Consider the following 16364-nt stretch of genomic DNA (forward strand, 5'->3'; position numbering starts at 1 on the left):
ATAAAAATATTTTACTCAGTATTATCCGAGTATACTAAATATGGATTTCGACAACTTTTAACGTTAGAATTATTTAACTGTAATTATGGGTAAAATTTCTTATGGACCTTCCTACAAACCAAAAGATTACTGAAGAAGATCGGCATCTACTCCGCTCTTATATTCCTTTTCTCGATAATTTGGGGCAATTTCTCGGTGATTATTGTGAAATAGTGCTACATAGTTTTGAGGATTTACGCCATTCCGTTATCCACATAGTTAATGGACATGTTACTGGTCGTGGATTAGGTGCCCCCGTAACAAATATTGCTTTAGAAAAACTCTCAAAATTTAATCGAACAGATCAAATGTGGGAGGTTTATTTCAATACAAAAAGTGTTCGGCCATTTAAATCATCATCTACTTTAATTGTAAATAATGCAGGTACACCTATTGGTATGATTTGTATGAACTTTGCTCTCGATATGCCATTAAATGCATTAATAGATAGTTTTACTGATACAAATAATTTAAAACATGAAAATTTTTCACAAGATGTGAATAATCTTGTACAGAATCATCTAGAACCAATTAAAAAGAGAGTTTACGGAAATAAAAATATTCCAAGTAAATACAAGAATTTAGAGATAATTAAAGAATTAAATGAAAGTGGACTTTTTGAATTTTCAGCAACACATAAAATAGTATCCGCCGAATTAGGCATAAGCTCAGCAACAATTTATAAGCATTTAAGAAATTTAAGCAAGAAATAATAATAAGATTTACTTATTGTCTAGTAGGAGATGGGATCACTCCTGTCGTCCTCTAACAGCGCCCTACTTACGGCTGCATATAAGGCGCCAAACACCATGCTCAGCATACTATAAAAAAACCAGTCCATTGTATGGACTGGTTTTTATCAATTCAGCTTAAAATTGAATAAACTTTAAGTTTCTTATTGATTATGAGTACTACTACGGCGACGTGGTGCATTTTCGTTATTACCGCGACCACGGAAGTTACCACGCTCGCCATTACCACGGCGTGGTGGTTGATCGCCTTTACTAAAGCGACGACCACCTTGTGGCTGACCATCACGACGGCTGCTATTACGGCGCTCACGGTAAGGTTGTGCATCACCCACTAACTGCATATTCAATGGTTTATTCATAATGCGAGTACGAGTGAAGTGGCTTAATAAATCGCCTGGCATCCCTTTTGGTAACTCAATGGTTGAGTGAGAGCCATATAATTTGATATTACCAATATAACGGCTACTGATATCGCCTTCGTTGGCAATAGCACCAACAATATGACGAACCTCAACCCCATCATCACGACCCACTTCAATACGATAAAGATCCATTTCACCCGCATCACGGCGCTCACGACGTGGAGAACGTTCGCGATCGTTACGGCGATCGTCACGATCGTTAAATTCACGACGAGGACGACGTACTGGATCAGGTGGCAGAATAAGTGCACGCTCACCTTGAGCCATTTTCAGTAATACCGCCGCCAATGTTTCCATATCTAACGCTTCTTCACCTTGTGGCGCTAATTTTGGTAACAATGCACGATATTGGTCAAGGTTACTTGTTTCTAACTGTTGAGCGATTTGCTGAGCAAATTTTTCCTGACGACGCTGACTAATCAGCTCTGCGTTTGGTAACTCAACTTCAGGAATAGACATCTTCATCGTGCGCTCGATATTGCGCAGTAAACGGCGCTCACGATTATCAACAAATAGAATTGCACGACCCGCACGACCAGCACGGCCAGTACGGCCAATACGGTGTACATAAGACTCTGAATCCATAGGGATATCATAGTTGACAACCAAGCTGATACGGTCAACATCCAGACCACGCGCAGCAACATCCGTTGCGATAAGGATATCTAAACGGCCGTTTTTCAGACGCTCTAATGTTTGCTCACGCAGAGACTGATTCATGTCACCATTCAATGCCGCACTGTTATAGCCATTACGCTCTAAGGTTTCTGCTACTTCTAAGGTCGCATTTTTTGTACGAACGAAAATAATAGCTGCATCGAAATCTTCTGCTTCTAAGAAACGGATTAATGCTTCATTTTTACGTGCACCATAAGTCATCCAATAGCTTTGGCTAATATCTGGGCGTGTAGTTACACTGCTTTGAATACGTACTTCTTTTGGATCATTCATAAAGCGGCGTGTAATACGACGGATAGCTTCTGGCATCGTCGCAGAGAATAATGCGGTCTGGTGCTCTGCTGGGATCTTACTTAAGATATTCTCAACATCTTCAATAAAGCCCATACGTAACATTTCATCAGCTTCATCTAATACTAAACCTTTTAGTTTAGATAAATCTAAAGTGCCACGGTTTAAGTGATCTAATAAACGACCCGGTGTACCCACAACAACTTGTGGCCCTTGGCGTAATGCACGTAGTTGAACGTCATAGCGTTGACCGCCATACAGAGCAACGACATTCACTTTTGGTAAATGTTTAGAAAAATCTTCAATGGCTTCGGCAACCTGAACCGCAAGTTCACGGGTTGGTGCTAACACTAAAATTTGTGGTGCTTTTAATGATTCATCTAGATTGTGTAATAACGGTAAGCTAAACGCAGCGGTTTTACCACTACCGGTTTGTGCCATACCTAGAACATCATTGCCATCTAAAAGGAAAGGAATACATTGTTGCTGAATTGGAGAAGGCTTCTCGTAGCCTAAATCATTCAGTGCAGTCAAAATAGGTGCTGATAAACCTAGATCAGCAAAAGTCATATCGGTTTCAGTAGTCATGTCACTGTGCCTCATTCATTATGGCGGCCAGTTGACATAACATACCGCATGGTTTGTCGGTCTTTATCATCTAAAATGTGAACTGGCTCAAATTATATTATTAAACGAACAAACAAGCCCTCATCCTATGCAGATGATGGCTTTCAAACTGATCAAAGAAATGTTCGTCAGCTATTGCTGGTCCGATTCCGCTAGGTCTTCTTGTTGGCCTAACAGTGCTAATTCCAACAATGCGTAGCGGTGCTCAACAAAGTTATGTGCGTTGTTGGCAACCGTCAGCTTGAATAACGCTTCAGCGCTATCCATGTCCCCCAGACTTAGGTAATATTTACCTAAATAGAAGTTAGTTTCACTAAGATGCTCAGCGAGCGAAGTGTTATCGGTTGACGTCTCATTTAGCCTTTCCATTAATGTTTTTTCACTAATGTCACCTAAATAAAACTCAACTATATTCCATCCCCATTGTCCCGTTTTATTCGCCTGTAGGTATCGCTGTTTCAGCTGTTTTTTAGCAGAATCAGAGTCTATCTCTTTTTCAACAAGATATAACCAAAGCGAACGAATGGGATCATTTGGATCGACCTGATAAAACGCCTGCAGATCATCCTGCGCCAATTTCAATCGGCCACCATAGTATAAAGCGATACCACGATTAAAACGCGCATTATTGTAAGTTGGATCAAGCTCTAAAACAGAATCAAACGCTTCATAAGCAGCATCATAATTCGCTGCTTGCGTAAAATAGATACCTAGAAAATTAAAAATTTCTAGCATATCTGGTCTCATTGACAGCGCCATTGAAAAATCATTGCGCGCCAATGCTCTTAAACCGAGACTATCATACAGCACACCACGCTCATATAAAAGCTGTGCATATTCATCTTCGGTTAATGAACGACTCGCCAGAATTTGTTCTATACGAGCCAATATCACTTCTTGTTGTAAAGAAGGCTGTAGTGGAGTAGCAAAAATAGCATTCTTACGCCATTCTGGACTAGTGCTGCACCCGGAAATAAAGATGAAAACAGCAATAGAACAACCGCGCAGAAATGTTTTCATTTCTCACTCCCAAAGTCAGACTCTTTCAACAAAAAGCGTTTTATGACGTCCTACTTGTCAATCATAATAAGTCTCTACCGATACCTATGTCTAGATATCGGTAGTAGAATATCATTAATTTGCAGGATCTTCAGAAGAAGTTTCAGCTGCTTCCTGCTGGGTTGCTTGAGCCTCTTTCATGCTTAAGCGGATACGGCCTTGGCGGTCAATTTCCAGTACTTTCACTGGAACTTCTTGACCCATAGTCAGGTAATCACTTACTTTCTCAACGCGTTTGTCTGCGATTTGAGAAATATGCACCAGACCTTCTTTACCACCACCGATAGCAACAAATGCACCGAAATCAACGATACGTGTTACTTTACCGTTATAGATACGGCCAACTTCGACTTCTGCCGTGATCTCTTCGATACGAGCGATAGCTTGTTTTGCTTGTTCGCCACTAGTAGCCGCAATTTTCACTGTACCATCATCTTCGATTTCGATAGTGGTCCCCGTTTCTTCCGTTAATGCACGGATAACCGAACCACCCTTACCGATAACATCTTTGATCTTATCAGCATTGATTTTGATAGTGTGAATACGTGGTGCAAACTCAGAAATTTCTGCACGCGGCTGGCTAATTGCACTTTCCATTACCCCTAAAATATGCAGACGTGCGCTTTTCGCTTGATTTAACGCAACTTGCATAATTTCACGAGTGATACCTTCGATTTTGATATCCATTTGTAATGCACTGACTCCGTTACGGCTACCCGCAACTTTAAAGTCCATATCACCTAAATGGTCTTCATCACCTAAAATATCAGAAAGAACAACGAAGTTTTCACCTTCTTTTACCAGACCCATTGCAATACCAGCAACAGATTCTTTAATTGGTACACCAGCATCCATCAGTGCTAAAGAAGCACCACAAACAGATGCCATTGAAGATGAACCATTGGATTCTGTAATTTCAGACACTACACGTACTGTGTATGGGAATTCTTCAATCGTTGGCATAACGGCTAATACACCACGTTTTGCTAAACGACCATGACCAATCTCACGACGTTTTGGCGAACCCATCATACCTGTTTCACCGACAGAATATGGAGGGAAGTTGTAGTGCAGTAAGAAGGTATCGGTATGCTCACCCATGATGTCATCAATGGTTTGTGCATCACGTGCAGTACCTAAAGTAGCTGTTACTAATGCTTGCGTTTCGCCACGAGTAAATAGCGCAGAGCCATGTGTACGTGGTAATAAACCTGTACGAATATCTAAAGCACGTACCATGTCTTTTTCACGGCCATCGATACGAGGTTCACCCGCTAATACACGAGCACGAACAATTTTCTTCTCTAAACCAGAGAAAATTTCAATGATTTCGCCTTCGTCTAAAGACTCATCTTCTGCTAATAATGTGCTGATCACTTCATCACGAATAGCATCGATTTGCTCATAACGCTCTTGTTTTTCAGTAATACGATACGCATCACCAATACGAGTTTGTGCTAATTGAGCAATACGATCATGTAAAGATTGGTTAATAGGCTCTGGTGCCCAATCCCATTTTTCTTTACCGACTTCGGCAACTAATGCATTGATATTTTCAATCACAACTTGTTGTTGTTCATGACCAAATACCACTGCACCTAACATTTGTTCTTCTGATAATAAATCAGCTTCTGATTCAACCATCAGTACCGCACCCGCAGTACCTGCAACCACTAAGTCTAATTTACTAATTTTCAGTTCATCAACGGTTGGGTTCAGCACATATTGACCATCAATAAAGCCAACACGTGCACCACCGATAGGACCATTGAAAGGTACACCCGATAATGACAGTGCTGCAGAAGCACCAATCATAGCAACGATATCTGGGTTAACTTGTGGATTAACAGAAACCACAGTCGCAACTACTTGGATTTCGTTTAAGAACCCTTCTGGGAATAGTGGGCGTAAAGGGCGGTCGATAAGACGCGCGATTAAAGTTTCACCTTCGCCAGGACGACCTTCACGACGGAAGAAACTTCCTGGAATACGGCCAGCTGCGTATGAACGCTCTTGATAGTTAACGGTGAGTGGGAAGAAGTCTTGTCCTTCTTTCACTTTTTTCTTAGCAACAACGGTAACAAAAACAGCAGTGCCGTCCATGTCAACCATTACAGCAGCCGTTGCTTGGCGAGCCATCATGCCCGTTTCTAACGTAACGGTATGTTGACCGTATTGAAATTTACGAACTGTAGGATTCAGCAAAATAATATCCTTTATCTTATTGTCGCATGATATTTAGCGACGATGAATAATCTTTTCTCCGCTACGTCCCCTCGCGACTAATGGAAATATTTAACTTAACCACGTTTAAACACTTTCATTAGCCGCGCGAATTGTCGCAACTAGAGAGACTAAATAACCATCACCACATTAAAACATAACGACTCATTTTTGAAATAGCACTTTCTTAAAAATAGCACTTTCTAGTAGAAAAGGGGCCTACGGGCCCCTTTTCACTGAAACTCACTTGATTAGCGACGCAGACCTAAACGTTCAATCAGTGCAGTATAACGAGCTACATCTTTACGTTTCAGGTAGTCCAGCAGATTACGACGGCTGGAAACTTTACGCAGCAGACCACGACGGCTGTGGTGATCTTTTTTGTGCTCTGAAAAGTGACCTTGCAGGTGGTTGATTTCTGCAGTCAGCAGTGCGATCTGAACTTCGCTTGAGCCAGTATCGTTAGCATCACGACCGAATTCAGCAACGATCTTTGCTTTCGCTTCAGTACTTAGAGACATAATAAAACTCCAATAAAAGTAAAATTTTCAGATAGCCAATCTCTAATTCAGCTATCCAACTCAGCCACCTAAACAGATAGCCGCATTATTCTACGCTTCAAACACACTTAGCGCAAGAATTGCTATTCAGGGTTATTGAGTGCGTGATAATCCACGACTAATCTTTTCGGTGCAACTAGACCATCTTTGATGATCGCAAGGCCAATAAATTTTTTCTCATCGCCTTCGGTGACTCTGACCCATTCCCCTTCATCCAAGGTGTGATTTACCCGAACCGGTTGCCCCAGTTTTAAGTAACCCGCCATAATGGCGGTTAAATGCACCACAGGGAAATGTGCAACCGCAGTATCCATAGGCAATAATAAGGCATCTAACGCAGGAAATGGTGACTCATCTTGTTGCTGAGCATCATCAATGATTGCACGCAATTGCTCAAGCGTCACCATACGCTCTTTCGGATAATCTGCGACTTCTAAACGACGTAAGAAAATCACATGGGCACCACAGTTTAATTTCTCACCCAGATCATCAATGATAGTGCGAATATAAGTACCTTTAGAACAATGAATTTCTAGTTCTAATTCATCGTCTTCCCAGCGAATAAATTGCAATTCATACACGGTAATGGGTCTTGCTTCTCGCTCAACTTCAATACCTTGTCTTGCATATTCATAAAGTGGTTTACCTTGATGCTTAAGGGCTGAATACATTGAAGGAATTTGCAATGTTTCACCACGAAAACTCTCTAACGCAGCATCGAGCGCTTGCTGGTTAAACTGTACCGGTCGTTGCTGGATCACTTGTCCATGAGCATCAGAGGTATCTGTTCTTTCACCTAATTTGGCAATCACTCGATAGCGTTTATCTGAATCCAATAAAAACTGTGAAAACTTTGTCGCTTCACCTAAACAGATAGGAAGCATACCTGTCGCTAAAGGATCTAAAGCGCCGGTATGCCCCGCTTTACTTGCATTAAACATGCGGCGTACTTTTTGCAAAGCGTCATTCGATGAAATATCTTGAGGCTTATCAAGCAATAATACGCCGTTAATCTCACGCCCTTTACGACGACGCCCCATTACTCTTCCTCTTTATGATGACGGCGTTTTTCATCATCTTTGACAACATTTGACACAAGGTTAGACATACGCATACCTTCAACTAATGAATTGTCATAAGCAAATGTTAGCTCAGGAACAACACGTAAGCGCATCGCTTTACCTAATAAAGAGCGAATAAAGCCTGCTGCTTCGTTAAGGGCTTTTAAGCCATTTTCTACCATTTCTTCATCGCTTTCTTCACCTGCTGATAGGTTTAAAAAGGTGACAAATACTTTGGCGTAAGCCAGATCACGTGAAATTTCAACACCGGATACGGTGGCCATTCCAATACGTGGATCTTTTACTTCGCGCTGTAAAATGATGGCGATTTCTTTTTGCATTTCCTGAGAAACACGCTGAGCACGGCTAAAATCTCTTGCCATTTTATCTCTCCCTGACAATGTCGTTATCACTCTATTGTCATTATTGATCCAATTTTAAAATCGATGATATCTAAAGAGTATACATAAAGTCACGTTTCACAACCGCTTTACGCTTTTTTTCTCTTTAGCAATAAATCTGCTCTTTAGCGTTATCTTACCCTGTTCTTTTAATGACATAAATTACTGAAAGCCAATCTATTTCGCTTATATTGAAAAATACAGAAAAGAATAAAGGGGGAATAGCACAAAGAGAGGAATAAGAAGGGAGCCATTAAGCTCCCTTCCTGTTTAAATCAGACGTACTCGATTAATCGATAGAACGTTTAATTTCGATAACTTGGAACACTTCAATCATATCGCCAACACGGACATCGTTGTAGTTTTTCACACCGATACCACATTCCATACCATTACGGACTTCGTTGACGTCATCTTTAAAGCGACGCAGTGATTCAAGCTCACCTTCGTAAATAACCACGTTATCACGTAATACGCGAATAGGATTGTTACGTTTAATGTTACCTTCAACCACCATACAACCCGCGATAGCGCCGAATTTAGGTGATTTAAATACATCACGAACCTCAGCAAGACCCATGATTTCTTGTTTGTATTCAGGCTCTAACATACCGCTCATTGCTGATTTAATTTCATCAATCAAGCTATAGATAACGGAGTAGTAACGTAAATCAACACTTTCTTGTTCGATAATACGACGTGCAGAAGCATCAGCACGAACGTTGAAACCAAGAATGATAGCATCAGAAGCAGCCGCTAAAGTCGCATCTGTTTCAGTGATACCACCCACGCCAGAACCGATAATTTTCAGTTTAACTTCATCTGTAGAAAGTTTAACTAATGCATCAGTGATGGCTTCACAAGTTCCTTGAACATCCGTTTTCAGTACGATGTTCAGTTCAGAAACTTTACCTTCTTCCATGTTAGCAAACATGTTTTCCAGTTTCGATTTCTGTTGACGAGCCAGTTTCACTTCACGGAATTTACCTTGACGATATAAGGCAACTTCACGCGCTTTTTTCTCATCACGAACAACGGTTGCTTCATCACCCGCAGAAGGTACATTAGACAGACCTAAAATCTCAACAGGCATTGATGGGCCGGCAGATTGTACTTCTTTACCTAATTCGTTACGCATTGCACGAATACGACCGTATTCAAAGCCACACAGAACGATATCACCTTTATTCAAAGTACCTTCACGAACAAGGATAGTCGCAACAGGACCACGGCCTTTATCGAGGTAAGATTCGATAACAACACCGCTTGCCATACCCTCTTTTACTGCTTTCAGTTCAAGAACTTCCGCTTGTAATAAGATAGCATCCAGCAACTCGTCAATACCTAAACCTTGTTTTGCTGACACATGGATAAACTGAGTCTCACCACCCCAATCTTCTGGCAGAATGCCATATTGAGACAGCTCAGTTTTAACACGATCAGGATCAGCTTCTGGTTTATCAATTTTGTTCACGGCAACAACAACAGGCACATTTGCTGCTTTGGCGTGTTGGATAGCTTCGATAGTTTGTGGCATCACACCATCATCAGCAGCAACAACCAGAACAACGATATCCGTTACCTGAGCACCACGGGCACGCATTGAAGTAAATGCGGCGTGACCTGGAGTATCTAGGAAGGTAATTTCACCTTTGTCGGTTTTAACGTGATAAGCACCGATATGCTGAGTAATACCACCTGCTTCACCTGAAGCCACTTTCGTTGAGCGAATGTAGTCGAGTAAAGAGGTTTTACCATGGTCAACGTGACCCATAATAGTCACAACAGGCGCACGAGATACAGCCATTTCATCGCTAGTATCACGGTCGTTCATCACTTGTTCTTCTAACTCGTTTTCACGACGTAAGATAACTTTGTGACCCATTTCTTCCGCAACCAGTTGTGCCGTTTCTTGGTCTAAAACTTGATTGATGGTTGCCATTGCACCCATTTTCATCATTGTTTTAATGACTTCAGAACCTTTCACTGCCATTTTGTTTGCTAAATCAGCAACTGAAATAGTCTCACCAATGACAACATCACGGTTTACGGCAGCTGCTGGCTTATTGAAGCCTTGCTGTAATGTGCTATTTTTACGTCCTTTGCCTTTCTTGTTAGAACGGCCAGCAGCGCGAGCTTCTTCACGATCTGCTTTTTCAGAGTGACGGTTATTTTTCTTTGGACGAGGGGCTTTTGCTGCACGACCACGGCCACGGCCACCTTCAACCTCAGCATCACTTTCATCTTCTGCATCACGCGCATAGCGAGATGTCGTCACATGATAGTCAGTGCCTTCTGTTTCAGATGACGTATCTGAAGTCCATTTTTCAGCATTTTCTTCCGCTAAGCGACGCGCTTTTTCTGCTGCAATGCGAGCTTCTTCTTCAGCTTTACGACGCTGAGCTTCTTCTGTTTTACGTTTCAGTTCAGCCTGTTCGGCTATGCGACGTGCTTTTTCCTGATCAGCCTTATCAGCTTTTGGTTTCTCGTTTTGTTTCACTTTGTCTTTTTCCGCTGCTTCGCGCTTAGCTAATTCCGCTGCTTCACGTTTTGCTTCTTCAGCTTCACGTTTTGCCTTTTCTTCAGCCTTTTTCTTGGCTTCTTCAGCTTCACGTTTTGCTTTTTCTTCAGCTTCGCGCTGTGCTTTCTCTTGTGCTTCGCGCTGTGCTTTTTCTTCTGCTTCGCGACGCGCCTTTTCTTCCGCTTCACGCTGAGCTTGCTCTGCCGCTTGTGCTTTTTCAACTGCATCACGGTTCACATAAGTGCGTTTTTTGCGGACTTCGATGGCTACTGATTTATTTTTGCCACCTGTACCAGGAACACTTAACGTACTACGCACTTTGCGCTGTAACGTTAATTTTTCTGGTTGGCTGGTTGACTCTTTATCACGGTTCAACCAAGCCAGCAAGGTTTCTTTCTCTTTTTGGGAGACAGAATCAGAGACGGTTTTCTTAATACCGGCATCAGCAAACTGCTGTACCAAACGTTCAACCGGTGTCTGAATCTCTTCTGCAAGTGATTTTACTGTTTCATCTGTCATTCTGTTCCTTCCTGCTCAGTTGTTACGCATCATTCCCAAACCAGCAGATATTACGAGCAGCCATAATGAGCTCGCCTGCGCGCTCACTATTTAAACCGTCAATATCAGTTAGGTCGTCGATACCCTGTTCGGCAAGATCTTCCAGTGTGCAGATACCACGGGCAGCTAGATCAAATGCTAAAGAACGTTCCATGCCTTCGAGAGCTAATAAGTCCTCAGCTGGCTGGTTATCGCCTAGGCTTTCTTTTTGAGCTAGTTCAATCGTTGTTAATGCCGCTTTTGCTCTTTCTCGTAATGCTTCAACTGTTTCTTCATCAAGACCGTCGATAGCTAACAGTTCGTCAATCGGCACATAAACTAACTCTTCAAGGGTAGAGAAACCTTCTTCAACTAAAACAGTTGCGAAGTCTTCATCAATGTCGAGATGCTTAGTAAATATTTCAATGGCTGCGTTTGCTTCTGCCTGATGCTTAGCATTCAGTTCATCTGCAGTCATGACATTCAGTTCCCATTTGTCATCACCGCGATGTTTTTTCAGTAATTGTGCTGCTAAGCGAACATTTTGACCATTACGGCCAATCGCTTGGGCAAGATTACTGCTTTCAACAGCGACGTCCATTGTACATTTGTCTTCATCGACAACAATAGAAGCAACATCTGCCGGAGCCATTGCATTAATCACGAATTGTGCAGGATTATCATCCCACAGAACAATATCAATTCGTTCACCGCCCAGTTCACTGGAAACGGCTTGTACACGTGCACCACGCATACCAACACAAGCACCCACAGGGTCGATGCGTTTATCGTTGGTTTTTACAGCGATTTTGGCACGAGAACCTGGATCACGTGCTGCAGCTTTAATCTCAATGATCTCTTCGCCAATTTCAGGTACTTCAATGCGGAATAATTCGATCAGCATTTCAGGACGAGAACGTGTTACGAAAAGTTGTGCACCACGAGTTTCTGTACGAACATCGTATAAGACACCACGTACACGGTCACCTGGGCGGAAATTTTCACGCGGTAGCATATCTTCACGTAAGATAACGGCTTCTGCGTTATTTCCTAAATCTAGGGTGATGTTATCGCGGTTTACTTTTTTCACAACGCCCGTGATAATTTCGCCTAATTGTTCGCGGAATTGATCAACAACCATCGCTCTTTCAGCTTCACGTACTTTTTGTACGATCACTTGTTTTGCGGTCTGGGTGGTAATACGGTCGAAAGTAACAGACTCAATTTGGTCTTCAATGAAGCCGCCTAGTTCAATTTCAGGCTCTTCGTATTTAGCCGCTTCAAGTGTGATTTCACGAGTAGGCTGAGTAACTTCTTCAACCACAAGCCAACGACGGAAAGTATCAAAATCCCCCGTTTTACGATCAATGCAAACTCGTACATCAATCTCTTGCTCATATTTTTTCTTAGTCGCTGTCGCTAATGCAGTTTCCAGTGCTTCGAAAATCTTCTCACGAGGAAGAGATTTTTCGTTAGAGACCGCTTCCACAACAGCCAGAATCTCTTTGTTCATCCTAGTTGCCTCTTCAAAACTTAAAAGTGGGGTACCAGGTTAGCTTTCTGGATGTTGCTCAGTGCGAACACTTCGTCTTTACCATCCACAGTAACCGTGATCATTTCGCCAGCGACAGACTTAATAATGCCCTGCCATTTACGGCGGTTTTGCATCGCAATTCGTAATACAACGGCGACTTCTTCGCCGATAAATTGCTCATAATGCGTTGTAGTGAATAAAGGTCTTTCTAAACCAGGAGATGAGATCTCAAGGTTATAAAATGTTTGAATTGGATCTTCAACATCCAGCACAGCACTGACCTGGTGGCTAACATCAGCACAATCATCAACAGTGATACCTTCTTCACTATCAATATAGATACGCAATGTTGATACTCGACCACGAATAAACTCAAGACCAACAAATTCAAAGCCTAATGCTTCTACTGGTGCTGAAACCATCGCTGTTAATTTTTGCTCTAATGTGGACAAACCCACCCCCAAGGCATAAAAAAAGGGCTTATAGCCCAGTATTCTATTCTCTGATAACAAAAAACCCCGAAATTCGGGGCTTTATGCAACTGGACCCTGTAACTTGCCAATCGAGATAACCTCTTCTACGGCACATTCCACTCAGGATCATAATCGGTTTACAAGATGATTAATGAGAAAAGTGCTGTATTGTTAGAAGTGGTTGCGGGGGCTGGATTTGAACCAACGACCTTCGGGTTATGAGCCCGACGAGCTACCAAGCTGCTCCACCCCGCGTTCGAAAAACGTGGCAAATTTTACGCTGATAACAAGCAAAACGCAAGCTATCTGGAATAATGGTGCCGAGAACGGGACTTGAACCCGTACGCCCGTTTTGTAGGCACTACCACCTCAAGGTAGCGTGTATACCAATTTCACCACCTCGGCACTTTAATGAGACTGTTTATTTAACCAAAACCCCAAACAATCTCATTTTTAACTATTACTTAGTTTACTGCGGAATATCTGTGTTTGCTGGTGCTACAGGCGCTGCTAATTGCTCAGCTTTTTTCGCTTCTTCTGCAGTCTGCTCGATAGACATCCACTTACTGTCTTCACGAACAGTTTTATTGGCACTTAAATTACCTAAAATAAGGCAAAGTACAATAAACACTGTTGCTAAAACAGCGGTCATACGGGTCATGAAATTTGCTGAACCGCTTGAACCAAATACTGTACCGGAAGCACCTGCACCAAAAGAAGCGCCCATATCAGCACCTTTACCCTGCTGTAACAGGATCAGACCAACCAGCCCTGTTGCTGCAATGATAAGAATAACAATGAGTGCTGTATACATTTGCGTTACCTATTCTATGGAACTTATCGCCTATGCGATAACCTTCGATTGCTTCACCCGCTTTAGTTCAACGACCTTACTAAGCGGGTGTGAATACTAACCAAACCTGAACTGACAAGCAAGGTTATTTTACTATAAAGTGATTAATTGAAGAAAAAAACAGCAATTAGCCAACATGTTTTACTGCACCAGCAATACGATTCGCCATCGCTGTGACTTGCTCTTCATTTTCGCCTTCAACCATCACTCGAATTAATGGTTCTGTTCCTGATTTACGTAATAAAACGCGTCCCTTACCACCAAGCTCCGCCTCAACTTCTTTTGCGAATTGCTGAACTTCTGTGGATTGTAGAGGATCGTGATTTCCCGTAAAACGAACATTCACCAAAATTTGTGGTAATAATTTCATGCCACTGCATAGATCATGCAAGCTCATATGGTTACGAACCATTGCGCTTAATACTTGTAGACCAGCAACAATACCATCACCCGTTGTTGTCTTATCAAGTAAAATAATATGACCCGAGTTTTCCGCCCCTAAACGCCAGCCTTTTTCTTGCAATTTCTCAAGCACATAGCGGTCACCCACTTTGGCTCTCACAAAAGGAATACCAAGCTGTTTTAAGGCAATCTCTAACCCCATATTACTCATTAGTGTACCGACGGCACCACCACGTAGTTGACCTTGGCGTAACGCTTCTCGCGCAATGATATAGAGAATTTGGTCACCATCTACTTTTAGGCCTTTATGATCAACCATAATAATACGGTCACCATCACCATCAAAGGCTAAACCAACGTCGGCACCCTCTTCTAACACGCGTTTTTGCAACATGCGTACATCTGTTGCACCACATTCGTCATTGATATTGATGCCCGTAGGCTCACAACCAATAGTGATAACCTCAGCCCCGAGTTCACGAAAAACATTAGGCGCAATATGGTAAGTTGCACCATGGGCACAATCCACAACAACTTTTAACCCATTTAAATTATTTTCGTTAGGGAACGTACCTTTACAAAATTCAATATAACGGCCCGCGGCATCAACAATGCGATTCGCACGCCCTAATTCTGCGGACTCTACACAAGTGATCGGTTTTTCCATTTCCGCTTCAATGGCTTCTTCTACTTCATCAGGTAGTTTTGTACCATCAATGGAGAAGAATTTGATGCCATTATCATAATAGGGATTATGAGAAGCAGAAATCACTATGCCAGCTTCTGCTCTGAAAGTACGGGTTAAATAAGCGACCGCGGGGGTTGGCATCGGGCCTGTAAATGAAGCGGATAATCCCGCAGCAGCAAGGCCTGCTTCTAGAGCCGATTCCAACATATAACCAGAAATACGAGTATCTTTACCAATAATGATTTTACGTGAGCCGTGACGTGCAAGTACTTTACCTGCAGCCCAGCCTAGCTTTAATACAAAATCAGGTGTAATAGGGCTGTCACCTACTTTTCCACGGATACCGTCTGTTCCAAAGTATTTACGTTCGCTCATTCATTATTTTCCTTTGCAGAAAGAGTCGCCTGCACGACTTTCATCGCATCTACAGTCTCTTTAACATCGTGTACACGAATAATTTGTGCCCCTTGCATTGCAGCAATAACTGCGCAAGCAACACTACCAGCAACACGCTCTTGTGGCGGAACATTGAGTAACTGTCCTACCATTGATTTACGTGACATTCCGGCGAGTATCGGTAAACCAAAGTGATGAAAATCACTTAGATGTGCTAATAATTGATAATTATGCGCTAAATTTTTACCAAAGCCGAAGCCTGGATCAAGAATAATTTGATTTTTCTCGATACCAGCATCAATACAACGTTGAATATTCTCTGCCAGAAAAGCATCAACTTCTATCATCACATTCTTATACTGCGGCGAATGTTGCATTGTTTTAGGTAAACCTTGCATATGCATAATACAAACAGGTAACCCCGTTTTTGCAGCCGCCTGAAGTGCTCCAGGTTCGGTAAGTGAACGTATATCATTGATAATAGAGGCACCCGCTTGAGCGGACTCCGTGATCACTTGTGCTTTGGATGTATCAACAGAAATCCACACATCAAAACGTTGCTGGATAGCTTCGACCACAGGAATAACACGATGTAACTCTTCATCGACAGAAATATCACTGGCACCCGGCCTTGTTGATTCACCACCGATATCGATGATAGAAGCCCCTTCAGCAATAAGTTTAGCGGCGTGGTTAATAGCATCATTAAGAGAGTTATGCGTTCCGCCATCAGAAAATGAATCTGGCGTCACATTTAAAATGCCCATCACTTGGGGTGAAGATAAATTAAGCTCTCTTCCTCTGGCAATTAATTTCATTTCGTTGATACCTATATAAAAAAACCCCA

Annotated in this window: 13 protein-coding genes and 2 tRNA genes; 1 reads left to right on the forward strand and 14 read right to left on the reverse strand. The window is 42.2% G+C overall.

Translation table 11 applies throughout. The features are described from left to right. Window positions 1-101: 101 nt before the first annotated feature. Window positions 102-752, forward strand: coding sequence for a helix-turn-helix transcriptional regulator (locus ACYUCW_RS01905; RefSeq protein ID WP_004246231.1), 651 nt, complete (start codon window positions 102-104; stop codon window positions 750-752). A gap of 182 nt (window positions 753-934) precedes the next feature. Here the strand turns inward: ACYUCW_RS01905 and ACYUCW_RS01910 are convergent, their stop codons facing one another. The 14 genes from ACYUCW_RS01910 to folP form a co-directional block, all read right to left on the reverse strand. Then, window positions 935-2770: a DEAD/DEAH family ATP-dependent RNA helicase gene (locus ACYUCW_RS01910; RefSeq protein ID WP_004246232.1), complete on the reverse strand. Its 1836-nt coding sequence runs from the start codon at window positions 2768-2770 to the stop codon at window positions 935-937. A 171-nt stretch (window positions 2771-2941) separates the two neighbouring features. Beyond that, the gene (nlpI, locus tag ACYUCW_RS01915; RefSeq protein ID WP_004249600.1) at window positions 2942-3829 is read right to left on the reverse strand and encodes a lipoprotein NlpI; all 888 of its coding nucleotides are present in this window, start codon (window positions 3827-3829) and stop codon (window positions 2942-2944) included. Window positions 3830-3943: 114 nt separating this feature from the next. Further along, a complete protein-coding gene (pnp, locus tag ACYUCW_RS01920; protein ID WP_004246234.1) occupies window positions 3944-6073 on the reverse strand; it encodes a polyribonucleotide nucleotidyltransferase in 2130 nt (709 codons plus the stop codon). 269 nt (window positions 6074-6342) lie between these two features. Beyond that, window positions 6343-6612: a 30S ribosomal protein S15 gene (rpsO, locus tag ACYUCW_RS01925; protein ID WP_004253005.1), complete on the reverse strand. Its 270-nt coding sequence runs from the start codon at window positions 6610-6612 to the stop codon at window positions 6343-6345. 122 nt (window positions 6613-6734) lie between these two features. Next, window positions 6735-7691, reverse strand: coding sequence for a tRNA pseudouridine(55) synthase TruB (gene truB, locus ACYUCW_RS01930; RefSeq protein WP_004253007.1), 957 nt, complete (start codon window positions 7689-7691; stop codon window positions 6735-6737). Beyond that, window positions 7691-8095, reverse strand: a complete 405-nt coding sequence (gene rbfA, locus ACYUCW_RS01935) for a 30S ribosome-binding factor RbfA (RefSeq protein WP_134940210.1) — start codon at window positions 8093-8095, stop codon at window positions 7691-7693. The genes truB and rbfA overlap by 1 nt, the downstream gene beginning before the upstream one ends. Window positions 8096-8402: 307 nt before the next feature. Then, entirely contained in the window at window positions 8403-11153 is a 2751-nt protein-coding gene (gene infB / locus ACYUCW_RS01940) for a translation initiation factor IF-2 (RefSeq protein WP_004246237.1), read from the reverse strand. Between the two features lie 22 nt (window positions 11154-11175). Further along, window positions 11176-12684 (reverse strand): transcription termination factor NusA, encoded by a 1509-nt coding sequence (nusA, locus tag ACYUCW_RS01945; protein WP_004246238.1) that lies wholly within the window; start codon window positions 12682-12684, stop codon window positions 11176-11178. Between the two features lie 20 nt (window positions 12685-12704). After that, complete coding sequence (gene rimP / locus ACYUCW_RS01950; RefSeq protein WP_004253010.1) at window positions 12705-13157, reverse strand: ribosome maturation factor RimP; 453 nt, start codon at window positions 13155-13157, stop codon at window positions 12705-12707. A gap of 199 nt (window positions 13158-13356) precedes the next feature. Further along, a tRNA-Met gene (locus ACYUCW_RS01955) sits at window positions 13357-13433 on the reverse strand. 60 nt (window positions 13434-13493) lie between these two features. Next, window positions 13494-13583 (reverse strand) — tRNA-Leu (locus ACYUCW_RS01960). Between the two features lie 64 nt (window positions 13584-13647). Next, on the reverse strand, window positions 13648-13992 hold the full coding sequence (gene secG, locus ACYUCW_RS01965; protein WP_004246240.1) for a preprotein translocase subunit SecG: 345 nt from the start codon (window positions 13990-13992) through the stop codon (window positions 13648-13650). 166 nt (window positions 13993-14158) lie between these two features. After that, complete coding sequence (gene glmM / locus ACYUCW_RS01970; protein ID WP_460408167.1) at window positions 14159-15496, reverse strand: phosphoglucosamine mutase; 1338 nt, start codon at window positions 15494-15496, stop codon at window positions 14159-14161. Beyond that, the gene (gene folP / locus ACYUCW_RS01975) at window positions 15493-16335 is read right to left on the reverse strand and encodes a dihydropteroate synthase (RefSeq protein WP_104459365.1); all 843 of its coding nucleotides are present in this window, start codon (window positions 16333-16335) and stop codon (window positions 15493-15495) included. The genes glmM and folP overlap by 4 nt, the downstream gene beginning before the upstream one ends. Window positions 16336-16364: the final 29 nt, after the last annotated feature.

The organism is Proteus sp. MB838 (assembly GCF_054767435.1).